This window comes from Alteromonas sp. ABH4_452, from assembly GCF_056311825.1.
Genome location: NZ_CM149973.1, coordinates 3,321,485 through 3,346,591, shown reverse-complemented (window position 1 = coordinate 3,346,591; position 25,107 = coordinate 3,321,485). Strand labels below are relative to the sequence as shown.

At 44.6% G+C, this 25,107-nt stretch carries 15 protein-coding genes; 11 read left to right on the top strand and 4 right to left on the bottom strand.

Going from position 1 to position 25,107, the window contains the following annotated elements; all coding sequences use genetic code 11:
* Positions 1 to 70: 70 nt before the first annotated feature.
* Positions 71 to 1,366, bottom strand: a complete 1,296-nt coding sequence (locus ACYX4N_RS14305; RefSeq protein WP_476054497.1) for a GntP family permease — start codon at positions 1,364 to 1,366, stop codon at positions 71 to 73.
* A gap of 321 nt (positions 1,367 to 1,687) precedes the next feature.
* On the opposite strand from ACYX4N_RS14305, the gene ACYX4N_RS14300 reads away from it, so the two are divergent.
* From ACYX4N_RS14300 to ACYX4N_RS14290, 3 genes are all read left to right on the top strand, one after another.
* Positions 1,688 to 4,066, top strand: coding sequence for a TonB-dependent receptor (locus ACYX4N_RS14300; protein ID WP_476054496.1), 2,379 nt, complete (start codon positions 1,688 to 1,690; stop codon positions 4,064 to 4,066).
* A 229-nt stretch (positions 4,067 to 4,295) separates the two neighbouring features.
* Positions 4,296 to 4,964, top strand: a complete 669-nt coding sequence (locus ACYX4N_RS14295) for a response regulator (protein ID WP_476054495.1) — start codon at positions 4,296 to 4,298, stop codon at positions 4,962 to 4,964.
* A gap of 221 nt (positions 4,965 to 5,185) precedes the next feature.
* A complete protein-coding gene (locus tag ACYX4N_RS14290) occupies positions 5,186 to 6,076 on the top strand; it encodes an aspartyl protease family protein (protein WP_476054494.1) in 891 nt (296 codons plus the stop codon).
* 81 nt (positions 6,077 to 6,157) lie between these two features.
* On the opposite strand, the gene ACYX4N_RS14285 is transcribed toward ACYX4N_RS14290, so the two are convergent.
* Entirely contained in the window at positions 6,158 to 9,673 is a 3,516-nt protein-coding gene (locus tag ACYX4N_RS14285) for a PAS domain-containing hybrid sensor histidine kinase/response regulator (RefSeq protein WP_476054493.1), read from the bottom strand.
* A 265-nt stretch (positions 9,674 to 9,938) separates the two neighbouring features.
* Positions 9,939 to 11,042 (bottom strand): L-dopachrome tautomerase-related protein, encoded by a 1,104-nt coding sequence (locus ACYX4N_RS14280; RefSeq protein ID WP_476054492.1) that lies wholly within the window; start codon positions 11,040 to 11,042, stop codon positions 9,939 to 9,941.
* A 372-nt stretch (positions 11,043 to 11,414) separates the two neighbouring features.
* Between ACYX4N_RS14280 and grpE the strand changes: the two genes are divergently transcribed.
* The 6 genes from grpE (at position 11,415) to ACYX4N_RS14250 (ending at position 21,506) form a co-directional block, all read left to right on the top strand.
* Positions 11,415 to 12,038, top strand: a complete 624-nt coding sequence (gene grpE, locus ACYX4N_RS14275) for a nucleotide exchange factor GrpE (RefSeq protein ID WP_474807685.1) — start codon at positions 11,415 to 11,417, stop codon at positions 12,036 to 12,038.
* A 116-nt stretch (positions 12,039 to 12,154) separates the two neighbouring features.
* The gene (dnaK, locus tag ACYX4N_RS14270) at positions 12,155 to 14,083 is read left to right on the top strand and encodes a molecular chaperone DnaK (RefSeq protein WP_334059203.1); all 1,929 of its coding nucleotides are present in this window, start codon (positions 12,155 to 12,157) and stop codon (positions 14,081 to 14,083) included.
* 219 nt (positions 14,084 to 14,302) lie between these two features.
* The gene (dnaJ, locus tag ACYX4N_RS14265; RefSeq protein WP_015066791.1) at positions 14,303 to 15,436 is read left to right on the top strand and encodes a molecular chaperone DnaJ; all 1,134 of its coding nucleotides are present in this window, start codon (positions 14,303 to 14,305) and stop codon (positions 15,434 to 15,436) included.
* Between the two features lie 426 nt (positions 15,437 to 15,862).
* Positions 15,863 to 16,345: a c-type cytochrome gene (locus tag ACYX4N_RS14260; RefSeq protein ID WP_476054491.1), complete on the top strand. Its 483-nt coding sequence runs from the start codon at positions 15,863 to 15,865 to the stop codon at positions 16,343 to 16,345.
* Between the two features lie 478 nt (positions 16,346 to 16,823).
* Positions 16,824 to 19,400, top strand: coding sequence for an EAL domain-containing protein (locus ACYX4N_RS14255; RefSeq protein ID WP_476054490.1), 2,577 nt, complete (start codon positions 16,824 to 16,826; stop codon positions 19,398 to 19,400).
* Between the two features lie 201 nt (positions 19,401 to 19,601).
* Entirely contained in the window at positions 19,602 to 21,506 is a 1,905-nt protein-coding gene (locus tag ACYX4N_RS14250; RefSeq protein WP_476054489.1) for a propionyl-CoA synthetase, read from the top strand.
* Between the two features lie 204 nt (positions 21,507 to 21,710).
* Here ACYX4N_RS14250 and ACYX4N_RS14245 read toward each other — a convergent pair whose 3' ends face one another.
* On the bottom strand, positions 21,711 to 22,406 hold the full coding sequence (locus ACYX4N_RS14245; RefSeq protein WP_476056452.1) for a cytochrome b/b6 domain-containing protein: 696 nt from the start codon (positions 22,404 to 22,406) through the stop codon (positions 21,711 to 21,713).
* 393 nt (positions 22,407 to 22,799) lie between these two features.
* Here ACYX4N_RS14245 and dapB point away from each other — a divergent pair, with 393 nt between their 5' ends.
* A complete protein-coding gene (gene dapB, locus ACYX4N_RS14240; RefSeq protein WP_476054488.1) occupies positions 22,800 to 23,603 on the top strand; it encodes a 4-hydroxy-tetrahydrodipicolinate reductase in 804 nt (267 codons plus the stop codon).
* A gap of 372 nt (positions 23,604 to 23,975) precedes the next feature.
* Entirely contained in the window at positions 23,976 to 25,106 is a 1,131-nt protein-coding gene (gene carA / locus ACYX4N_RS14235; protein WP_179982941.1) for a glutamine-hydrolyzing carbamoyl-phosphate synthase small subunit, read from the top strand.
* The last annotated feature ends 1 nt before the right edge of the window (position 25,107 follow it).

Here is a 25,107-nt window from a genome sequence, read left to right as displayed (position 1 = left end):
CATGGCATGTTTTGTAAGAGTGACCTTTAAATCGTGGGGCCTTCGGCCATATCGTTGGCTTTGACTAATGTTACATAAAGCTAAACAAGCCAATTGCCATTGCCAACCCAATCACTGGTACCACTACAGTCAGTGCACCCACCGCCCAGTAGGCAGCCTGATGGGTTTCATTACAAATGGCGCGTATGGTAGTGACCACGTAACCATTGTGAGGTAACGAATCTAATGCGCCTGAAGATATAGATACAATTCTATGCAGCTGCTCTGGTTCTACGCCTTGATCAAGATAATGCGGAGCTACCAAGGGTAAGGCAATGGCTTGTCCGCCAGATGCGCTGCCGGTTAGCCCTGCAATAACGCTTACGGCAATGGCGGCACCAATAAGCTCGTTACCAGGAATTTGGGTCATAAGCGCTACTGTTGTTTGAAACGCTTCAGTGTTTTTTGCAATGGACCCAAACCCTACAACAGCGGCGGTGTTACCTATGGCAATCAATGCCCCGGTCGTACCCGCATTTATGGCAACCGGTAAACTGTGAAAATGTCTGTAATTAATAGCCAGCAAACACAATACGCCGCCGCCTAACGCCAGAATAAGCGCAAGCTGAGCGAGTTCTTCATGGAATAGAAACGAAATGACTAACACCACGACTAACGGCACAATTCCGGTAAGTGGGTGGGGGAGCGCTCTGTCTCGCACTTCAGGGTCGCTTGCTCTGGCTTCAAACACCTCGCCGTTATTAACGGCTTTTCTGATCATCTTAGCCAGCCACCAGTAACCGAAGCATGCCATGAATATGGCGACGACAAGGCTAACTTCCCACGCGGCAAAAGGGGAGGTGCCCAAATACTTTATTGGGATCCAGTTTTGAATCTCAGGCGAGCCTGCCGAGGTCATGGTAAATGTTACCGACCCGAATGCCATGGCAGCAGGTATGAAGCGACGGGGTAGGTTGGCATCTTTAAACAAACTCACCGCCATAGGGTAAACAGAAAACGCTACCACAAACACGCTTACACCACCGTAGGTCAAAATAGCGCAAGCTAGCACAACCGCTAATACTGCGCGTTTGTAACCAATTTTGGTGATGATCCAGCGAGAAACAGCATCTGCCGCCCCTGTGTCTTCCATGAATTTACCGAATAACGCACCAAGTAAAAACATAAAAAACCAAGAGGCGATAAAACCAGAGAAACCGCTCATATAGGTTTGAACGAAATTCACGTCGCCAGTGAACACGCCAATATTGTTGGTGATGGCAACCACAAGCGCACACAAAGGTGCAGCAATAAAGAGGTTCATTCCGCGTATTGTCAAAACAATAAGCAACAACAGACCGCCTACTAAGCCAATCATACTTAACATAGTTATCATTCCTTAAAAAATCTGTGACCGCAGATGATCCGAAACAGTTAAGTCGATTAAAGATTTGCCTACACCCAAAACCACAAAGTGTATGCGAATCAAGTAAAAAGCATTCATAACAGACATAAAGTTTGACGTTACTTTAATCAAAATCCCATAGTACGATGGTACTACATACTATTAACATTTAATTAACTAAAGTGGTTTTGACCGTAGGCAGTACATCCGACAGTGACGTGAGCCTGCTGACCTTTGAGCTACAGCATTTGCGATACAGCAAAGATCAATAGGCCCTAGAACTTAGAACAACAAGGACTCACTATGTCTAAATCAACACACACAAATGGCTTGGTTTCACCTTACCAAATATATCCAGCTGCTGTTAGCACAGCAGAACGCAAAAGAACTTCAGTTAAACACCCTATGCGCAGCCTATGTGCCCTAACGGTGGCTAGCGTTTTAAGTACAGCGCCCGTATTTGCTCAGGATAGTCAAGCTAATGCCGATGCCGAAGAGCAAAAAGGAAAATTAGAACGCATTGAGGTGACAGCGCGAAAAACCGTAGAATCGCTACAGGAAACGCCGGTTGCAATCACATCTATTGGTGCGGTTGAACTTGGCGAAAAAGGGATTAGCGTGCTGACTGAAGTGCAGCAGTTTTCGCCTAACACTACGCTACAAACCAGTCGTGGTACTAACTCAACCCTAACAGCATTTATTCGCGGATTGGGTCAGCAAGACCCTCTATGGGGCTATGAACCAGGCGTAGGTATTTATGTTGATGATGTTTATATTGCTCGTCCTCAAGGGGCCGTGCTTGATTTACTAGACGTGCAGCGTATTGAGGTGTTACGCGGTCCGCAGGGGACGCTTTACGGAAAGAATACGATTGGTGGCGCGGTTAAATACGTTACGAAGGAAATGACCGGGGATACACAGATGAACGTTGAGGCTACGGTAGGTAGCTACAGCCAGCGGGATATTAAAGTGACCGGTCAAATTCCATTGATTGAAGACACGGTGTATCTAGGCGTGGGTTATGCCAATTTAAACCGCGACGGCTTCGGCGAGTACCTAGTAAGCGCGTTGCCTAACCAAGATAAAGAGAACTATAACAAAGATCTTTGGGCAGCCCGTGTAACGTTAGAAGTTCATCCGAGTGAAGATTTGTTTTTCCGCATTGGCTGGGATAAAACCGAAGACACGTCAAATGCGAAAGGTGGCTACCGTCTAATTCCAAGTATTTTAACAGATGCACCCGTGCCTGATTCGGTTTTCGATTCTTATACCAGCTTACCTACATGGAACAAAGTCGAGTTAGAAGGCTATAACTGGCTGGCACGATACAGAGTGAATGATGATTTAGAGCTTAAATATATTGGTTCACATAGAGAAAGTTATTCACCTACCAACATTGATTTTGACAATACGCCTCTGCCTATTTTCGATGTGCCGGCAGAATATGATGACAGTAACGATACTCACGAAATTCAAGCGAATTATATTGGGAACGCGTTTAGCTTAGTGTCAGGGCTTTATTTTTACGATGGTGAGAGCTGCGGTAATTTTGATGCCATTTTAGGTGTGTTAGGGCAGGCGCTCGGTGCACCGGGTTTGACGCGAGAAGTGACAGGTTGCAATAACTCAGAAAGCTGGGCTGCTTACGCACAAATGAATTACGACGTTACCGACAAGCTATCGCTTTCACTTGGTGCCCGATACACCGATGAAGAGAAGACAGCTTTTGTAAATAACGGTTTGGTATTCGCCAACGTTTATCCTTATACCGACTGGATTGATGGGTACGTGCGTCCCGACGGGCAATTAGTGCCTCAAGTACTTGGGACAGACACTGATGGCGATGATGTGTTTGATGCGCCTGCGGTAGAGAGTTGGTCGCGCTTTACCCCGCGAGTGGGCGTGGAGTATCAAATGGACCGCAACACCATGTTCTTCGCAAGCTATTCACAAGGCTTTAAATCGGGCACGTTTAACCCTCGTGCTCAGACTAACGAGCCTGGTGTTGAACCAGAAGTCGTTGACAGCTTCGAGGTGGGTGTGAAGAGCGACTTAACCGACGCACTTCGTATGAATATCACATTGTTCTCATACGACCACAAAGATCGTCAGTATATTGGTGTAGAAGGGGATTTATCTGATCCAACAGCCCTAGATCAGCGACTGCGCAATGCTGCAGAAACGGCCGCAAAAGGTGCCGAGTTGGAGATGACGTGGGTGGCCACCGATAACCTTCAGTTTGACGCTGCTTACGGCTATATTGATTTTGAAATTAAGAAAAACAATGCCATTCCTCCGTTGATTGGCCTAGCGAGTACACCTGAGAACACCTTTAATCTTAATGCCAACTATTTGCTAGAGACGAGTTTTGGGGATATTACCTTCAACGCCAACTACTATTATCGTGATGATTACCTTATCTTTGAAACCAGCGATCTTATCCAACAAGATGCCTACGGTATGGTGAACTTAAGCGCGCGTTGGGAAAGTGTGGAAGGCGACTGGTATGCTGGACTACACGTGAAAAACCTGACCGATGAAGAATATCTGGTTGGCGGTTACGACTTTGTCACACAAGACGATGAAGGTAACTTTGGTCCGGGCCTTGGTGGCGATACGACACTTATCGGTTATTACGGTGACCCACGTACAGTTCACCTTACGGTAGGTTATCGATTCTAAACGGTATGTTGTGAAGAAGACCGGCAACACGTTTCACGCCTAGGCCATTACGTTTAGGCGTGCTCACTTTTGCTCGACCTCTGTAGGTTGTGTTGGCCGGCGGATATGTCGAGCAGTGAAGGGCGTGGTACGGAGCCTTACTCAATAACAGATGCGCCAATAAGATTAACCTTTTTTTACCGGCGTGGTAGTATGTTGATTAACAAGGTAGTTACAAGTTGATAGCATTATGTCTGTGAAAATCTTGATTGCTGACGATCATCCTCTGTTCAGAGCTGCTATGTGCCACGCGTTAGCTAGTGTGGAGCATATCGAACTTGTAGAAACTTCCACATTCCCCGATACGCTCATTAGTCTTGAAGAAAATGACGATATCGATCTGCTTTTTTTAGATCTCACTATGCCAGGCAATGAGGGGTTAAACGGCCTGGCTGAGGTACATGCGCTGTACCCTGATGTACTTGTGGTTGTTATTACCGCACAAGAAGAGCCTGATGTTATGGCAAAATCGTTTGCGTTAGGCGCAAGTGGTTTCATACCAAAATCAGCTTCGGTCGATTGCATTATCGACGCGGTAAATACGGTGTTAGAGGGTGAAACTTGGATCCCGCCTTCAGTTCACAGTGCATCGGCGACGATGCCAAACGCCTCAGCATCGAACGTGGATGGCCGCTCTAACCCAGAGGATTTCACAAACCGACTAAAGCAACTTACCCCTCACCAGCTTAAGGTGTTGCGAATGGTATCAGACGGCTTGCTCAATAAGCAGATTGCTTATGAACTGGCCATTTCTGAGTCCACCGTTAAACAACATGTATCTGCAGTATTAAGAAAACTTGGCGTTATTAACAGGACCAAGGCTGGGATCGCATTTAAAAATGCTATGCACTTAAATTAAGCACACTAGAACATGAGAAGTTAACAAATACGCCTGAGAACTTTTTTCAATAAAAAGCGCCTAGTTTGCAATTAAAAGCCTGGCGTTTTTCTTCGGTAATCGTAAATTTCCCGCTTTAAATAGCTACTTTATAATGCAATTCATCGTGTTAAATCGACCTGAATTCATTCTTGTGATAGCGTAAAAAAAAAGGATTAAATTACTAACATAAAAGGATATTTATGATTCGCTTAATTTTACTTTCCCTTCTTTTTAGTTCTTACAGCGCATTAAGTGCAGTAACGGCATGGACAGACTTCACGCTAGATAATGGTCACGTATTTCTACCTGTCACCATTGAAGGTATTGAGTCTCGGGTTATGCTGGACTCTGGCGCTCAGATAAACAGTATTAATCGCGCGTTTATCGGCAAGCACGAATTAGACCTTGATAAAGGGCGCCCAGTGAATGTTAAAGGTGTCTATGATGTAGAGAGGCGTAACGCTTATAACAATGTAAGCGTTGAGATGTTTGGCACTGGTTTCGAGTTAGATTCACTCGTCGAGACCAGCCTCGGTCACCATTCCAATGGCATGCTGCTGGGTGCAGGCTTCTTTAATAATTTTATCGTCCAGCTAGATTATCCGCACAGAAAAATTCGTTTGGTCACCCGTGATTCACTGGATATGAGAGAGGTTGAAAACGTTAATGCCGACTCCCAACAGGGAAGCGGTATGCCTATCGCACAAGTAGAGATAAACGGTGTAGCTTTGTGGTTGCTTGTCGATACTGGAAACTCAGGCACAATTCTAATTGACCGACGCGCAGCATCAAAGGCTGGGTTGCTAGACAAAGTGGAAGGCGCAAGCACTTCGTTTGGAGCAAACAGCTCTGGCGTAAATGAGTTTGCTACGTCTGATGTGGTGAAGTTTGGTCCCTATGAGATTGGTGACGTAAAGATCAGTTTTCCTGCTGAAGGGCAAAAAACAAACTTAGAAAGTCAATACGAAAGAACGGGTAGCCGGATAGGTGGAAAGCGGGTAGTAGGCTTAATTGGCTATGATTTGTTGAAGGATTTTGTTGTAACGCTAGATTATCGTTACGGTAGACTTCATATCGCGTTGCCGCAGTAGCATTGACGTACCTTGTTCTACTAACTAGTAAGAAATTTTATTTATCTGTGATTTGAAATGAACAGATAGAATCGTCCTCGGTTAAACGAGGGATTGTTTAAGCAGCCGCTTAAATGCTGCTGGCTTTAAAGGTTTTGGCAGATAGCTAAATTGCTGCTCTGCCGCTTCTTCTCTTATGTCATTACTTCTGTTGGCTGTGACCAAAACCTTCAAGGTAAAACTCACTTTGTTTTCAGAAAGTATTGCTGAAACGTCAAAACCGGTTTCACCATAATTTAGGTGATAATCGGCAATGAGCACATCAAAGTGTTGGTGCGAAATACTTGATGCCTCTGTTCCGCTCGCTATCAATGTCGTACTTCCTCCCCAGTCTTGCAGCAGAGTACACATCGCATTTGCTACTTGCTCGTCATTTTCTACAAGTAGAAAACGCGTGTCCTTCAAAAATGCGTTATTATTTTTACTCGTTGAATTTAGCGGTGATGTTTGGTGGAAGCGCGAGTTGATAGGAGGCGATTTGCTACCTAAGGCACGTTCTACAACGTTTGCCGGATTATTTGGTCCATTTGCTGAGTTAACTGGTAACACCGAGTTTTTTGATAGGGTATCAGCATAAATAGTGCTGCTTGGACGCACAGTGGATAACAAGCATTCGCTTTGATTTACTCTGGAAATAGCCACACTAAAACAGCTTCCTTGATTCGGCGATGAAGCCAGTCCGACTTTATGACCTAGTAGTCGGCATATCTTATCCACAATAGTTAGGCCTAAACCAATCCCTTCGCCTTTACTATTGCTTTCAAGCTGGTGAAATTCGCTAAAAATCTCATGTTGTTGATTAGGTGCAATACCAGAACCTGTATCATATACGCAAAGCTTTATGGTTGGTTCTGCGTCTGAACAGTGAGCGCGTCTAACGCCAACTAGTACACTGCCCTTTGATGTGTAGCGCACTGCGTTGGACAGTAAGTTTTGAATCACCCGGCGCAATAGAACTTTGTCTGAATAGATGATGACTGCGCTCGGTATATATCTCAGCTCAATACCTTTCTGCTTCGCAATTACACTGAACTCTTGTACCAGCGATGACAGCATTTCATCGATGGGAAACGCGGTCTTTTGAGGTGTAAGCACGCCAGCGTCTAATTTTGTCATATCAAGCAGCATAGAAAGTAAGCTTTGTGCGTTATCTAGTGAATTCACGACGCCTTCAGATAAGGTGGCCAATTCACTGCCTTGGGTCTTTTTACTGAGCATGCTGGCAAATAATGTAGCGGCGTTAAAGGGCTGCATGAGGTCGTGTCCCGCTGCGGCAAGAAATTTAGTTTTACTCTCATTGGCCTTATCAGCTTGAAGCTTTGCTTCTTCTAATTCAGCGGTGCGAAGGGCAACTCTTGCCTCCAAATCTTCTTTTGCGCTTTCTAGTTCCCTTTGTATTGCCATGTATTCGGTAATATCGCTGTAAGTGGTTACGTAACCCCCGCCAGGAAGGGGGGCACCATTCAGCTCTATGACTTTACCATCAGGCTGTCGTCGAATATGTTTATGACGGGTGCCCTCTAGCATGTAGCTCACTCGCTTATCAATTGATGAGGGGCTAAATAAGCCTCGTTTGGCGTTGTAACTCAGTATGTCGGTAATTGGCATGCCTGCTTTTAAAAAGCCTTTGGGGTAGGCGAAAAGTTCCACATAGCGCTCGTTCCATGCCAATAGCTGCAGTTTGTCATCAAGTACACTAATACCCTGTTCGATATTTTGTACCGATGACTGAAGTACTTCGTGGTTGAATTGAAATGATTGGGACGCTTCTTCTACCCAATCAACCAATTCGGGCAAGCTATCACTTCCGGTATCTGCAATGGCGCTCAATAATATTCGCGCGCTGGGCGCACCCACTTGGGCGGCAAGCAGCTTGTTCACTCTGTCAATAAGAGCCTGACTGGCGTATCCGTTGCTCGAGGCGCGGTTAACATCCACAGAAAGCTGCTGCACAAGTTGACTGTGAGTACTGGTATCAAGGACACGTTCGGTAAGCGCTATTAAATCACGAACTTTTACGAGTAGATGAGGAGAGCCGTCATGCGTTGTCTCAACATTATTCTGTTTAGCGCCCCGGTTTGATGTGATCAGCGCTACTGCAATAAAGGTTATGCAGTTTGCCATTAATGCATAGGCAAAACCCAGACCCAAAGCTTGGTCAGTAGGTACTGGGTCAAAATAGTAGCTAGACATTAAACTGGGGTAGAGCAGAAACACAGCCCAGCACATAAAGCCTACCAGTAATGCACAAATAGCTGCAGTTTTAGTACTCCTTTGCCAGTAAATACCAAACATAAGTGCAGGCATGCATTGCCCCAATAAAGCAATAGCGATAACACCACTTTTCACCAAAGGCGCAGCTTGGCTAATATTTAAGTGATACCACAGTGCTATGCTAAGTACGATTAAAACGGTAAGCCGCCGGATAGAAAGAATTTTGCTTGGCTCCATTGAGCGACTTGGAGAGGTTTTCAGTCGCGCCTTCAGCCAGAGAGGCGTGACAACATTGTTTGAAATCATTATTCCTAGGGCTAGGGTAGCTACAATTACCATGCTGGTGGTAGCCGATAACCCCCCAATAAAAGCAAAACCTGATAGGGCGATGTTTTCGGTAAATAAGGGCAGGGCGAGTACGTAGGCATCTGAACTTGTTGTTGCCGGAAGCAGCATTTTGCCTGCAAGGGCGATGGGGATAATGAACAACGTCATACCGAACAAGTAAAGTGGAAACAGCCACCTTGCAGTACGAAGCTCGCTCTCACCGTTTTGTTCAACAAAGTTCATGTGAAATTGTCGTGGTAGTACAAACATAGAGCAGACGCCAAGAACTACGTGCGATGCATAAACCCAAGGAGCACTATCTGCGTAGATGACGTCCCTGGCACTTTCATTTAACGAGGCGTTAGATATTAAATCTAATGCGCCATCGAATAAAAAGAAGCAAACAAAAATACCCACAGCCCACAGTGCAATTAGCTTAATAATTGACTCAAAGGCTATGGTAAGCAACAAGCCAGGGTGCTTATCAGTTAAATTCAGCGTGCGCGTGCCGAAGGTGACAGCAAATATAGCGAGCAAACCGGCCACGTAAATGCTTAACCAAGGCGTGGTGGTTTGGGGTTCGCCTGTAAGTAGGTTAATAGACTTTGTTATAGCGTCTAATTGAAGGGCTATATAGGGCACAACACCAAAAAAACACAGTAAAGTAATAAGTGCAGCAATTAAATGAGAATGCTGGTATTTGAGCGAGATGAGGTCGGCTAAAGAGCTGATATTATGCTGCTGGCATAGTCTGCTTATACGAAGCACTACAGGAAAAGCAAATGCCATGGTGAGCATAATGCCTAAATAAGTGGGGATAACCGCCCAGCCGTATTGGGTGGCTTGCGATGTGGTGCCGAAAAAAGCCCAAGATGTGCAGTGCACACCTAAACCAAGGCTATAAAGTACGGGGTGCTGTCGATTATCACGTAAATATCTGTCACCCCAAAATGCTAAAGCAAAAAGCGCGAGAAGGTAGAAACCGACGATAGCGCCAACCGTCCATATACTTAGCATAGGTAGTCCGTGTAGTAGATAGTTTATGCAGTTGGACGCACAAATTAGTGCTCTCAAAAACTTATTTTCTTCTTACATTTACATTAACACGGTTTTCACATCTGGCACATCTTCCAGTTTCCTCACATAAATTCAGTTATCAGTAAAAGTGAGGGGCTGATTGCACCCCCCCCCCAGATAATTAGGTGTGATTAGGTGTAATTAGGTGTAATTAGGTGTGATTAGGGATAAATAGGGAAAATAGGCTTTATTCTCCTCACTGTATTTATTGCTCAAAGCGGAAGCGATAAAGCACATAGGGTGGCTTAGCGCTACCTAGCCCTTGGCTGAAAGCTGGGTGCTGATGCAGCTGGTCTTGAGTGACGTAAACATAACCGTTACTTGTCGCAAGGCTATCGGGCCAAGACAGGCGCTTATCTTGAATAAGGGTTTGATACTTTCCTTTAGTCGTTAACCCAACCGCGTTATTTTCTAAATCGGTGGCTAACACGCCGCCTCCTGGCGCTAGTGCAATACCGTCGCTCGGGTTTTTGGGGCCAAATACCTGAATAGATTTCTCTAGTTCTTTGTCTGATAGCGACGTGTCGCCGATAGCGGATGTTGATATTTGATAAATTTTGGTGCCAGTGAACGCGCCAAAGTAAAGCGTGTCAGAGGCTGGGTCTAACGCTATTGGATTTAAACCAAATTTAAGCGGGTTTGGCTTACCATCATCGGTTTTAGAGGCAAGTAGCGATGCTTCAATAACAAGTTCTCTATCTTCAGGCATAAGATAAGAAGCGCTTTCTAATACGCGCTTAGATTCGCCCGTCTCGGTGTCTACGACAATAATTGCCGGCTTTGATGCACCAGCAAAGTTGCCAAATGTCATGTCTGCTATATAAATTTTGTTATGCTTTTCATCAATAACAAAGTCTTGAACAAACGAATTTGCTTTAAGTGCTTTGCTATCAAGTTCAATGGTTTTAAGCAGAGCATTTTCATTGCTATCCCACGCAACGAGTTTGGCTGGTGAGGTTTCACTTCCCATGTCTAGCATCCAGACAATGCCTTGACTATCGCTGTGTATACCAATAACGGCACTAAAGCCCACATCACCAGTTTCTGGGCCATCTGCCCAATCTAAATTAGGGAAAGGTTGTTTAGTACCATTGGCCATTACCTCAACAACCTTTAGCTTTGGGTTATCAAGCGGGTGCATGCTAATGAGTAATCGGCCAGACGGAGTGATGGTAATACCTGCGCCTCTGGCGTCTTCAAATGTGGTGACAGGCTCTAATGGGCCTACTTCAGTAGCAGCGGAGGCCACTCCGTTTAATATGCTTAGCCCAACAGTGGTAGCGATAACAAGTTGCTTTAATTTGATCATCTCTCTTCTCCAATTTCTGGTACGGGGTAAAAAAGTCGGTACAGCTCAATTGCGACTGGCAGGAGAAGTGTAGAGATATAATTTGCAAACAGTAACAGGCTTGTTTTTGAATCATTATCAAAAACTATTTGATAATGAAAGTGGGAAGCGAGAATTCAGGACGCTTCGTTTTAAACATATCACTTAGAGTCCTGAGTAGTTTTTAAATTCAAACTAAAATTTCTCAGTATTTTTTAAAATCGTCCACAAAAATATTGTGGATACCCTTGATCACCTTAAAACTAGCCCCATAACTAAGCGCAACGAAGTTATTCCCAGTAATTTTAACGTTATTGGGCATCGCCTAATTAAGAAAAACGTTTGGAGGTAGGCATGAGCGATAATCGCGACGTGCAGGCAGAACAGGAAAATACAGTAGATGAGACTGTAATTAATGCTGATGAAGCGCAGGTAGAAGCATCAGAAGCAGAAGGTGTAGAGCTAGACGAAAATGCGCAGCGCATTTACGAACTAGAAACCGCACTTTCTGAGGCGCAAGCAACCATTAAAGAACAGCAGGATGGTGTACTTCGCGCGCGCGCAGATGCTGATAACGCACGTCGTCGCGCTGAAGGCGAAGTAGAAAAAGCGCGTAAATTCGCGCTTGAACGTTTTGCTGGCGAATTGCTTCCGGTTATCGACAACTTAGAGCGCGCTATCGAAATGACCGATGGTGACAATGAAGCTGTGAAGCCGCTTTTAGAAGGTGTGGAAATGACCCACAAAACTTTCTTAAGCACTATTGAGAAATTTGGATTAAGCCTTATTGATCCGCAGGGTGAAACCTTTAACCCTGATTTGCATCAAGCTATGTCGATGCAAGAAAGTGCAGACCACGAGCCAAATACAGTAATGGCTGTGATGCAGAAAGGTTATCAAATTAATGGTCGCTTGCTTCGTCCTGCCATGGTTATGGTATCGCGTGCACCAAGCGACGGTGTGGATACGCAGGCCTAAGACGCTTTTTGCGACGAACACACAAAAATGTCAGTTTTTTTACTGGCATCTATTGAAAAGACGGGGAATAACCCCACTAAAAGTACAGTATTAAGAAAATCATTCGGAGACACGAAATGGGTAGAATCATTGGTATCGACTTAGGTACAACGAATTCATGTGTCGCAGTTCTAGACGGCGACAAACCTCGCGTAATTGAAAACGCGGAAGGCGATCGTACAACACCTTCAATCATCGCATACACAAACGATGGTGAAACACTTGTAGGTCAATCAGCGAAGCGTCAGGCGGTAACTAACCCTGAAAACACGCTATTCGCTATCAAGCGTCTAATTGGTCGCCGTTTTCAAGATAAAGAAGTACAGCGCGACATCGACATCATGCCTTTCAAAATCGTAGGTGCTGATAACGGTGATGCGTGGGTAGAAGCTAAAGGCGAAAAAATGGCGCCTCCTCAGGTTTCTGCTGAAGTACTTAAGAAAATGAAGAAGACCGCTGAAGACTATCTTGGCGAAGAAGTAACTGGTGCAGTAATTACTGTTCCTGCTTACTTTAACGATTCTCAGCGTCAAGCAACTAAAGATGCTGGCCGCATTGCGGGTCTTGAGGTTAAGCGTATCATCAACGAGCCGACAGCTGCTGCTCTTGCCTACGGCATGGATAAGAAGCAAGGCGACAACGTTGTTGCAGTTTACGACTTAGGTGGTGGTACCTTCGATATCTCAATCATCGAGATCGATGAAGTGGACGGCGAGCACACGTTTGAAGTACTAGCGACAAACGGTGACACGCACCTTGGTGGTGAAGACTTCGATAACCGCGTTATTAACTACCTAGTTGAAGAATTTAAGAAAGATCAAGGCATCGACCTTCGTAAAGATCCGCTAGCAATGCAGCGTCTTAAAGAAGCCGGTGAAAAAGCGAAAATTGAACTTTCTTCTTCACAACAGACTGAAGTTAACCTGCCTTACATCACGGCTGATGCAACAGGTCCTAAGCACTTAGCGATTAAGCTTACCCGTGCAAAACTTGAGTCTTTGGTTGAAGACCTAGTGAAAAACTCGCTTAACCCGCTTAAGCAAGCACTAGCTGATTCAGACCTATCTGTAGGCGACATCAACGACATCATCCTTGTTGGTGGTCAAACGCGTATGCCGCTAGTACAGAAGTATGTAACTGAGTTCTTCGGTAAAGAGCCACGTAAAGACGTTAACCCTGATGAAGCAGTAGCGGTAGGTGCGGCAATTCAAGGTGGTGTACTTTCTGGTGACGTGAAAGACGTACTACTTCTAGACGTTACTCCTTTGTCTCTAGGTATCGAGACAATGGGTGGCGTAATGACTGCGCTTATCGAGAAGAACACGACGATTCCAACGAAGAAGTCGCAAACTTTCTCTACAGCTGAAGACAACCAGTCTGCGGTAACAGTACACGTACTACAAGGTGAGCGTAAGCAATCAAGCGGCAACAAGTCTCTTGGTCAGTTCAACCTTGAAGGCATTCGTCCAGCAGCGCGCGGTGTGCCGCAAATCGAAGTTACTTTCGACCTAGATGCTGACGGTATCCTACACGTGTCTGCGAAAGATAAAGACACAGGTAAAGAGCAGAAGATCACCATTAAAGCTTCTTCAGGCCTAAGCGATGAAGAAGTGGAAAAAATGGTAGCAGACGCAGAAGCGAACAAAGAAGCGGATGCGAAGTTTGAAGAGCTAATTCAAGCGCGCAACCAAGCTGATGGCATGGTCCACGCTACACGTAAGCAGCTTGAAGAAGTTGGCGATGCCCTAAGTGCAGAAGACAAAGCGCCAATTGAAGAAGCCCTTACTGCGCTAGAAACAGCGTCTAAAGGCGAAGACAAAGCGGAAATCGAAGCGAAAACGCAAGAACTTATTCAGGCGTCTAGCAAGCTGATGGAAGCGGCGCAAGCTCAACAAGCAGCAGCTGGTGGCGCGGAAGGCGCTGAGCAGCAAGCTTCTTCTGGTCAAGCAAACGATGACGTTGTTGACGCAGAATTTGAAGAAGTGAAAGACGACGACAAAAAGTAAACTGTTGTGATTAGCCCGGCGCGCCGGGCTGTGTAAGCAGTTCAGGCGCAACAGGATATTCTTGTTGCGCCTTTGTTGTGTAAATAACTTGGTGTAAAAAGCTTAGTTTAAATGACCTTGCGTTATTAAAAACCTAATTAGGTTATTTTCACAACAGTCAGATGTAGATTCGACAAGCATTACAAGCTTGTCGACAAAAAAGTAGGATATGTAAACGATATGTCGAAACGAGACTACTACGAAGTACTCGGGGTAGATAAAAGCGCGGGCGAACGTGAAATTAAAAAAGCGTATAAAAAGCTTGCGATGAAATATCACCCTGACCGTACGCAAGGCGATAAAGGCCTGGAAGATAAGTTTAAAGAAATCCAGGAAGCCTACGAAATTCTGTCAGATTCGCAGAAGCGTGCAGCATACGACCAATACGGCCACGCAGGTGTTGATCCAAACCGCGGTGGCGGCGGCTTCGGTGGTGGTGCCGACTTCGGCGATATCTTTGGCGATGTTTTTGGTGATATCTTTGGCGGCGGTGGTCGCGGTGGACGTCAGTCGCGTGCTCGTCAAGGTTCAGACTTACGTTACAACCTAGAGCTAAGTTTAGAAGAAGCAGTTCGCGGTAAGAGCGTTGATATTCGCGTACCCACGCTGGTCGAATGTGACGTGTGCGACGGTTCAGGCGCGAAAAAAGGTTCTTCACCTAAAACCTGTCCTACTTGCCACGGCAACGGTCAGGTTCAAATGCGCCAGGGTTTCTTTGCTGTACAGCAAACTTGTCCGACATGTTCAGGTAAAGGCAAGATTATTGAAGATCCTTGTAACAGCTGCCATGGCCATGGTCGTAAAGAAAAGACCAAGACCCTTAACGTTAAGATTCCGGCAGGCGTAGACACAGGGGATCGTATCCGTCTTTCTGGTGAAGGCGAAGCGGGTGAGAACGGTGCACCAGCAGGTGACCTGTACGTTCAAGTGCATGTTCGTGAACACGACATCTTCCAACGCGACGGCAACAACCTGTATTGCGAAGTACCGTTAAGCTTTACTACAGCAGCCCTTGGTGGCGAGTTAGAAGTTCCTACTTTGGACGGTAAAGTTAAGCTGAAAATTAGCGCTGAAACGCAGACTGGTCGTATGTTCCGATTACGCGGCAAAGGCGTTAAGTCTGTTCGAAGCGGCGCTATGGGCGACTTGATGTGTAAGGTTGTGGTTGAAACACCAGTTAACTTATCATCGCGTCAAAAAGAGCTACTTCAAGAGCTAGAAGAGTCTATGGGTAAAGCTTCGAGCAAGCACAGCCCCAAAGCGCAAGGCTTCTTCGATGGCGTGAAGAAATTCTTTGACGACTTAACTAACTAGTTTTTTGTACCTATTAAGTTTCAAAAGCCCTCGTTTAGAGGGCTTTTTTGTATCCGAGTATATGTTTTCTACCTCTGCAACTTGTTAGGACGATTTCGCCTCATAAACGAAATAATTTCGAGTGTCTGTCCGAAACTATACTTTGTGAGAGTAGGGCGAGTGTCTGTCCGAAACTGTACTTTATGAGGTTAGGGTGAGTGTCTGTCCAAACCTGTACTTTGTGAAGACGAAGTAAGTGGGTGTCCCTTTGCCATCCGAATGTTTGTTAAAACATGACTACCCGCGGCTAATCTCTTGAAAGCGCTTATTCAACGTTATATTTCTTGCGCTAAAACGAACTATTCGTCACGATAGGCTTATAAGTAAAAGGTAAAATATCTGCTTACGTAAAAGTAGATGACCGGTAATTAAAAAAAGGGAACAGGCATGAGACTTTTCAATAAAACGATGATCGTAGCAGCTACCGTTGGCGCAGTGATGTCAGGTTCAGCGTTAGCTGAAGTAACTGAAGCTTCTTCTGAAAAACACGCTAAAGCAGCAACTCAGTACCGCCAGGCGGTTTTTCAATTAGTTCGTAGTAACATGGGCCCGTTGGGCGGTATGGCAAAAGGCGCGCTACCTTTTGACGAAAGCGTAATGCAAACCAACGCTGTACGCCTTGAACAACTTGCTGACATGATGGGCGACTATTTAGCTGTCGATACACGTAAATTTGACGTAGAGACGGGTGCGAAAGATGAGATTTGGGAAAACTTCTCAGATGTAGAAAAGAAAGTGATGGCACTTAAAACGGCCGCACAAGGTCTACAGGCTGCAGTGGATGCAGGCGACGAGAGCGCGTATCGCGGTGCTATAGGTAAAATCGGTGCAAGCTGTAAGTCTTGCCACGATGACTACAAAAAAGACTAAATTTTAGGTGCTGTTGACGTCAGTGTTCTATCACTGCTCAACAGCACTTGTACTCTCAGCATCTATTCTGTTAACACCTACTTTTTGAACCTCTCACCTTTCGATAAGCGTGCTGAGGCTTGATAATATTCTAATAATTGTTTTATAAATCTTCGAAAAATAGCAGACGTTAACTTTATCACTCTTTATTTCGCCTCTTCGGCTTAATCTTTTTTACCTCCCCATAGCTACAAAATGCTGGAAATTTGTACAATTTTTGTCTATGTTTGTGAATGAAAAACCAACATATTAATAACTCATATTCACGATAAATGTCTTACCTACAAATGTATTAAAACAGCATTTACTAATAAGGTAACGTGTCACTGTTGGAAAATAACGAAGCGCAAAAGCGCAAACAACACTCTACCCATCTGGTTAAATAAATGGGGGAGGTGCTTTTGTATGCGAGTAATATTGTTTTCGAGGACCTAATTAGATGGATTTACGCAGTGAGCGCATGCTTTCCACAATGCGCACAACGCAGAATAGTATTTCTGCGTTATTAACTGAAAATAGGGATAAAATAGAGTCACCGTGTATATTATTGGTTTCGATAAACCCAAACAGTGGCCGCGCCACCGTTATTGCAAGCGATAGTGAGCACTCAGAAATTGAATCACATCACATCGTTTTCCCGCCCCATACACTACTCATGCTGCCTTTAACACCGATGAGCGCACCATTACCGGCAAGAGAACTCACCTTGCCCCAATCACTTGAGCATTTTCGTGAACAATATGTCGTTGTGGCGTCGGTAAGAGATATGCAAAATGACGTGTTGGGGGGTGTGCTTACATTTGTGAGAAACAGCAACCTAATTGGACATCAACATACCTACATAGATATTCTGCGCCAGAAGGTTGAATTAAACTACCTCTATGAACTTGCTAGGCATCCTTATTCAGATAAGTTGTCAGAGCAGTTGTCACTCCTTGAAGAGGTAAGCGCTATTTCAAAAGTAGGGGCGTGGCAAATAGACAGGTTCACTGGCGCGTTTTCTTCAACTCAAATAATGAAAAGCCTGCTGGGACTGCTGCATTCAAAAAGCGTTAACCTACAAGATGTGCTCGAAGTTATTTCATTTGAAGACAGAGATAACCTTAAACAACGAATTCTCAAAGCGATGAAGAAACAAAGGCACTTTGCAAAGCATCTCACTATTTCCGATAAACAAGGGCGAACTAGAAATATAAAGCTAACCGTATTTTTACAGGTTGAGCGTCAGACTAATTTGGGCTTAAAACTTACTCGCTTATATGGTGTCGTGCAGGATGAAACAGAAACTCAGAGACTTTCTGATTCACAACATAATTATACAGACTATCTAACAAGTATCTTAAATGGTGTTGATAGCGTGGTTCTCAGCATTGATAAGAATGGCACCATACTGTCGGCAAACGAACAGGTTATCTATGTATTGGGGTTTCAGCCGGAAGAGTTAATAGGGCAAGATATCAAGCTTCTAGCGACGAAGGTTCAAAATAGTGACGGGCCTTCCTACTTGTTAAATTTAGACGAAGGCGTTGCACGTTGCTGTAAGGTTGAGACCATAAACGAGAGCATACGTCACAAAAACGGTAAGAGAATAGCGTGCGATGTAAGCTTAAAAGCATGCACGGTACATAACCAAGACTTAGTCATAATAAGCATACGAAGCGTTTCAAACTTGCATTTTGAAGTAGACCGCTTTAAACAGTTAGCGTTAACAGACCCTTTGACTGGACTGGCTAACCTTTATCATTTAGAGCAATACCTTTTAGATAAAGCTGCATTAGCATCGTCTGAGAAGGCGCTATCTGTGTTTATTCGGGTTAGCATTGTCAATGTTAAAGAGTATGAAGACGCATTTGGAGAACCCACAGTTGACTACATTCTGCGTATATTAGCTAGTCGCTTTGTGCGTGCTTTTGAGGTCAACAGGCAGCTTGACGTGAGAGTATTTAAATACGATCGCGGCAACTTTGTTCTTCACTTAGAAAATTATTTTAAGGACGATCATACGGCGAAAAATGCGGCTCAGCAGTGCGCTCATTATCTCAGAGATAACGTGTTGGCCCCTATCACTCTACACAACAGTTCACTGGCTATCGAGACCAAAACAGTGAGCTGTGCTATCCCCATAAAGTACTTTTCCTTCAAAAAAATAAAAGAGCTATTGTCTAGAAAGGCCTTCAATGAAGATATTGTTTATTTAGACGATGAGAGAGAGCACACCTATTTGCATATCGATGGTAGCGATATAGACCGCTATAACTATATAAAGCATTCCTTAAATAGAGCTATTGCTAACAATGAGTTATTCGTTGAGCTTCAGCCTCAATATTGTAGTAGTGGAAACTTAGTAAGCTCTGAAGTGTTGCTTAGATGGAACCATCCTCACCTTGGCGTTGTTACGCCGGCGGAGTTTATTCCTATTGCTGAGCAGAATGATTTTATTGCCGACATTGGATTATGGGTTTGTAATGAAGCTTGTAAATTATTAAGTGAATGCCACGAGAAGAGTATAAACACTAAGCTATCAATCAATATAAGTGCGAAGCATTTAGCGCGGGCTGACTTTGTCAGCAAATTTGTGGCAATAGTGAATAGGTGGAGGGTGCCGCACAAGTGTCTAAAACTTGAATTGACAGAAGGCGCATTGATAAAAGGTGTCAACATAATACAGCGCCGAGTTAGAGATTTAGCCCAACAAGGGTTTAGTCTATCTATTGATGATTTTGGTATTGGTGATTCAAACCTTAACTCACTGCAAGCGCTTCCAATTAATGAGCTTAAAGTTGATAAAGTTTTTATTGAAGCAATAGAAGATTCGAAAGAAAAAAACGTGTTTGTTACAAATATTTGCAACATGGCAAGGGCGTTGAAGCTTGATACCGTGGCAGAAGGTATAGAAACCACAGGGCAATTAAACGAAGCAAAGGCTTGTGGATGTAGCGCTTTTCAGGGTTATTACTTAGATAAGCCGATGAGCATAGGTGATTGGCGCGATAAATTCGTCGATGCTCAGAACTAGTTGCTAGTGGGGAAAAACATTAAATACGTTTAAATCAGCACTCGTTTGGCTACTCACTAAAAATTTTACGCCATTTGGAAATGTTTCCCTAAGTTTAAATTAATGTAAATCAAATTGTTAGTTGGCCTACGCCATAAGTCTTATAAGCAGGTCTGATTGAACTGAAGTAGGGTAGATATAAACCCTAATCAGGACATGGATATGACTTATAAAAATGAATACATTGCCTCTACCCAACATCCAGATAATTTTTGGTTGGAACAAGCTCGCAAAATAGCGTGGTTTCAACCGCCAGAGAAGGGATGCCAAAAAACAGATAGTGGTTACTATGACTGGTTTAGAGGAGGGCAGCTCAACACCAGTTACCTAGCACTGGACCATCACGTTGACAATGGCCGTGGTGATAAAACCGCACTTATCTACGACTCACCTGTTACTCAAACTACCCAGCACTTTACCTACAACGAACTACTCGCTGACGTTGCACAGTTTGCCGGGGGCTTGTCTCGCCTAGGTGTTAAGAAAGGCGATCGCGTTATTATCTATATGCCAATGATCCCTCAGGCGGCAATCGCAATGCTTGCATGTGCTCGTTTAGGGGCGGTGCATTCAGTGGTATTTGGCGGTTTTGCAGCGAATGAGCTTGCTGTACGAATAGATGATGCGAAGCCAGTGGCTATTGTTACAGCGTCCTGCGGCGTGGAGGGCAGTAAAGTTCTACCCTATAAGCCTCTTGTAGATGAAGCGATAAATATATCAGAGCATAAGCCTAAGGCATGCATATTGTTTCAACGAGAGCAATTAACTGCTGAGTTAAATAAAAATACTGATTACGATTGGCATACTTTAGCTAAAAATAGCGAGCCTGCCTCTCCCGTCGCAGTTGATGCAACTGACCCCCTATATATTCTTTATACTTCAGGTACAACTGGTAAGCCTAAAGGTGTGGTTAGAGATAACGGCGGTCATGCAGTCGCATTACACTACTCAATGGGCGCCGTATACGGTACGAGCGAAGACGACGTATTCTGGGCTGCATCGGATGTCGGTTGGGTCGTCGGCCACTCTTATATCGTCTATGCACCGCTTATAAAGGGTGCAACCACTGTATTATACGAAGGTAAGCCCGTTGGTACGCCAGATGCCGGTGCGTTTTGGCGCATGATAGAAACTCACAAGGTGAATGTACTTTTTGCTGCACCCACCGCGTTTCGAGCAATTAGAAAAGCTGACCCAGAAGGCACGTTTTTATCCAAATACGACACATCGAGTTTACGTACCTTATTTATGGCGGGTGAACGGCTCGACCCGCCCACGTACTATTGGACGAGTGAAAAGGTGGGTGTACCCGTTATTGATCATTGGTGGCAAACCGAGACTGGCTGGCCTATTTGCTCGAATCCTATGGGGCTTGAACCAATGAAGACAAAACCGGGGTCGTCCAGTGTGCCAACACCAGGCTTTAACGTTAAGGTGTTAAAAGGGCCCGATGCACCTCAAGCAATAGGCGATAAGGGCGCTATTGCCATTCAATTACCACTTCCCCCAGGCTGCTTAACGACCATATGGCAAGATCATCAACGGTTTGTCGATGGCTACTTACGCGAATTCGATGGGTACTATAGTACTGGAGACAACGGATATGTGGATGAAGAAGGTTACGTATTTATTATGGGCCGTACCGATGATGTTATTAATGTCGCCGGTCACCGCTTGTCTACCGGTGAAATGGAAGAAGTGCTTGCGGCGCATCCAGATATTGCTGAGTGCAGTGTGATAGGGATTAATGATGCACTGAAAGGACAGCTACCGGTAGGCCTTGTTCTTCTAAAAGATGGTGTGAATGTGGATGAAAAAACGCTAGAGCAGGACTTGATTCAGCGAGTTCGCGATAAAATTGGCCCAGTAGCTTGTTTTAAGCGAGCGATAGTCGTGAATCGTTTACCGAAAACCCGGTCAGGTAAAATACTTCGAAAGCTACTGCGTCAGATCGCCGCCAACGAAACTGTGGCTGTCCCTTCAACTATCGATGATCCGTCAAGCGTAGAAGAAATAGAATCGATAATGCGAGATAAAGGGTTAGTCTGTGAACCGGCTGCCATATGATGTCACAGCAGGCGTCAAAAAGGCGTGAGGGCTATAAGCGAGAATGCTAAAGAAGACAAAGCGGAGAACGTTAAACGCAGTTTCCAATGGTATTTTCTTTCATAAATAAAGGGGCTTTTGCCCCTTTATGGTTTTAAATGGCGCGCTCGTTTTAGACTACCATTCGTTAAGCTATTAATGCGTGACAAAAGGTTGTCGTGCAGCTCAATAGTAATATTCGTTTACTTGTGGCTCTGGTGGATAGACTTCAATTGCCACATAAACGAAGGCCGCAGCAATGATCGCCACAACAAGTGCACGTAACAAACGAGAGTCCGCGATACCTGCAGTTTTTGATTCATTTATCGAGTCTTTACTACCGTGCACCATGGCGGGAACCAATTTTTGCTTTTTATATAGGCTGTAAAAAATAACTGCGCCTATATGCAATGCAATGACATAAAGTAATCCATCAAACGCAAGGTGGTGCAGAGTGTTCATCAAACTCAATGTTTCTTCACTGGCGAGCTGCCGATAGGGGCCATCTAAAAAAATATCATCTGTCATAAATAGCCCAGATACGGCTTGTATAGCCAACAGCACCAGCATAACAATAACAAACCAGCCGCCTAGTGGGTTGTGCCCAATAGCAGGCTCTGACTGTCTGTTAAAAAGCGTTTTTACATAGCTAAAAACCTTTTTAGGGCCAGTTACGAAGCTGCTGAACCTAGCGTGTCTGGTACCAACTACTCCCCATACTAGGCGGAAAACGATAAGAAATAAGGTGAAGTACCCTATATAGAAGTGCCACTGAACTTTGTTTTCTAGCCATTCAACCGTGGCATATTGGGCTATTAGGCTCGCGACAATCAGCCAATGAAAAAGGCGGGTGGGTAGGTCCCAAACAAGGGTTTTCTGCATCGTCATTTTATTTCACGCTTTGTGGAGGTCTGTTTGGCTTTAGTACACATCAAAAAGTGTTTAGAAAGTTGAATAGACCTAGGTCATTAAATCTAAGCCATAGCGTCGCCTAATTTGCCGGTTAACACAAGAAAGCCCAACTACATAATATTAGGTTTTATCTTAAGCCCGACCAAGTACTAGCCCGCAATAAGTTAGCTTATTACTGACTAGATGAGGTTTGAACCAATATTTTAGTACATTGTATTTCGGGTAACTTAGTCAAGCGAAAGGGGAGGCGGGGGCGATTGGTTTCTAATTATGCGTATTTAATATGAATCTCACATTGCAATAGTACCTGCATTTGGCAAAATGCCTGATAGTTGAAGGTTAATAAAAGTGTAAAGCTATAAAATGAAAGTAGGATTATTTGGCGCCAACGGGCGTATGGGGCGCGTATTAGTCGAAGCGTTGGATTTAAGTGAAAATGCTGAGCTTAGCGTTGCTACAGTACGCGATGATTCACCTTGGGTTGGCCTAAACGTAGGTGAGCTGGCCGGTATTGGTAAAAAAGACATCGATTGCACCGCACTTTCGAATTTGAGCGGCAACGACGCCGATGTGATGATCGACTTTACTTTGCCATCAGTGATTGAAAGTAATTTGGCGTGGTGCGTAAAAAACAAAATGCCTGTTGTAATCGGTACTACCGGTTTGAACGATGCACAGTTAGCAGCTTTAGATGAAGCGGCAAAGCACATTCCTATTGTTTTCGCTGCTAATTATAGTGTGGGCGTAAACTTAATGCTTTCGCTAGTTCGTCAAGCGGCCAGCGTATTAGGTGAAACAGCTGATATAGAAATTACCGAAGCACACCACAGGTTTAAACAAGATGCGCCTTCAGGCACAGCTATGGCTATTGGTGAAGCTATTGCCGACGAATTAGGTCGCGACCTCAAAACGTGTGCTGTATACGGCAGAGAAGGAAAAGAGCCTGAACGCGATCAAGGTACAATAGGCTTTGCAACAGTGCGGGCCGGAGATATCGTTGGCGAGCATACCGCATTATTCGCGGATATTGGTGAACGTTTAGAAATTACGCATAAAGCATCAAGCCGACTTACTTTTGCAAAAGGTGCTGTGCATGCTGCAAAGTGGTTGTATGGAAAACAACCTGGTCTATACTCCATGGTTGACGTTCTGGATTTAAAGCTATAAGCGTTAATTAAGGCTGGTGTGAAACCCTTTGGGTTTACGCAAACTTTAAGACGTGATTAAAGTGTTAAACTAAGGTTGCACTTTTAATGAGCAATAAGCCGCACTTTCGGTGGTTCTGCGCAAAAAAGGTGGTAAAAGCGTTATTTTAGTAAATTATTACAAATAAATTTGCCATTTTCGGTCAGTGATGTATACTCGCCGGAATTTGCCAGAATTTCGTATTTTGAAGCCGCCAAAACGGCTGAAGAGTGCGGTTTTATTAGCTGCAAAGATCGTAAAACGGGATGTATTGTTATCAATAACTCCCGTTTTTTGTGGGGTTTGTGCAAAAAACTGCACAAACACATAGTTATCCTTAATCTGGAGGTTGACTTGGCTAATTCTGCCCTTTTGGTGTTAGAGGATGGTTCTGTTTTTAAAGGTACGGCGATAGGCGCTACAGGCTCCGCCGTTGGGGAAGTTGTTTTTAATACTTCCATGACCGGCTATCAAGAAATTCTCACCGACCCATCCTACGCTGAACAACTCATCACCCTTACTTATCCACACATTGGCAACACCGGCACTAACGAAGAAGACGTCGAAGCAGATACAATCTGGTCGAAAGGTCTAATCATCCGTGACCTACCTCTTGTTGCTAGTAACTTTCGTCAACAGCAAACTTTGTCTGAATACCTTAAAGCGAAAGGCGTTGTGGGTATTGCCGACATTGATACACGTCGCTTAACGCGTATCTTGCGAGACAAAGGTGCACAAAATGGCTGCATTATTTGCTCTGATGAATTAGACGAGTCTAGCGCACTAGCGCAAGCAAAAGATTTCCCTGGCCTTAAAGGCATGGATTTGGCAAAAGTAGTGAGCATCACTGAGCCAAAAACATGGACCGAAGGCAGTTGGGTACTTGGCAAAGGCTACGTAACACCAAATGAGTTTAAATATCATGTTGTAGCTTACGACTACGGTGTTAAAAACAACATTCTTCGCATGCTAGCTGACCGTGGTTGTAAAGTAACCCTGGTTCCGGCGCAAACGCCTGCAGAAGATGTGCTTGCTATGAATCCTGACGGTGTATTTTTGTCAAATGGCCCAGGCGACCCAGAGCCATGCGATTATGCAGTAACCGCAATTAAAACTATCGTCGAAACCGGTACGCCAGTATTTGGTATTTGTCTTGGTCACCAGCTGCTTGCTATCGCAAGTGGTGCAAAGACAGTGAAGATGAAATTCGGTCACCACGGGGCAAACCACCCGGTTAAAGACCTTAAGCGCAATGTAGTTATGATCACTAGCCAAAACCACGGTTTTGCTGTTGATGAGTCTAGCTTGCCAGATAACCTAGAAGTAACTCACATTTCGTTGTTCGACAAGTCGTTGCAGGGCATTCATCGCACCGACAAGCCTGCGTTTAGCTTCCAGGGGCACCCTGAAGCCAGTCCAGGTCCTCATGAAGCGGCGCCGTTATTCGACCACTTCATCGAACTTATTGAACAACACAAGCAGTAGG

Coding starts and splice junctions, on each gene's coding strand:
- ACYX4N_RS14260 (WP_476054491.1), top strand. CDS start 15,863: ATGAGACTTTTCAATAAAACGATGATCGTAGCAGCTACCGTTGGCGCA.
- ACYX4N_RS14300 (WP_476054496.1), top strand. CDS start 1,688: ATGTCTAAATCAACACACACAAATGGCTTGGTTTCACCTTACCAAATA.
- dnaJ (WP_015066791.1), top strand. CDS start 14,303: ATGTCGAAACGAGACTACTACGAAGTACTCGGGGTAGATAAAAGCGCG.
- ACYX4N_RS14280 (WP_476054492.1), bottom strand. CDS start 11,042: ATGATCAAATTAAAGCAACTTGTTATCGCTACCACTGTTGGGCTAAGC.
- ACYX4N_RS14255 (WP_476054490.1), top strand. CDS start 16,824: ATGGATTTACGCAGTGAGCGCATGCTTTCCACAATGCGCACAACGCAG.
- ACYX4N_RS14285 (WP_476054493.1), bottom strand. CDS start 9,673: ATGCTAAGTATATGGACGGTTGGCGCTATCGTCGGTTTCTACCTTCTC.
- ACYX4N_RS14295 (WP_476054495.1), top strand. CDS start 4,296: ATGTCTGTGAAAATCTTGATTGCTGACGATCATCCTCTGTTCAGAGCT.
- ACYX4N_RS14290 (WP_476054494.1), top strand. CDS start 5,186: ATGATTCGCTTAATTTTACTTTCCCTTCTTTTTAGTTCTTACAGCGCA.
- dapB (WP_476054488.1), top strand. CDS start 22,800: ATGAAAGTAGGATTATTTGGCGCCAACGGGCGTATGGGGCGCGTATTA.
- ACYX4N_RS14250 (WP_476054489.1), top strand. CDS start 19,602: ATGACTTATAAAAATGAATACATTGCCTCTACCCAACATCCAGATAAT.
- grpE (WP_474807685.1), top strand. CDS start 11,415: ATGAGCGATAATCGCGACGTGCAGGCAGAACAGGAAAATACAGTAGAT.
- ACYX4N_RS14305 (WP_476054497.1), bottom strand. CDS start 1,366: ATGTTAAGTATGATTGGCTTAGTAGGCGGTCTGTTGTTGCTTATTGTT.
- ACYX4N_RS14245 (WP_476056452.1), bottom strand. CDS start 22,406: ATGCAGAAAACCCTTGTTTGGGACCTACCCACCCGCCTTTTTCATTGG.
- dnaK (WP_334059203.1), top strand. CDS start 12,155: ATGGGTAGAATCATTGGTATCGACTTAGGTACAACGAATTCATGTGTC.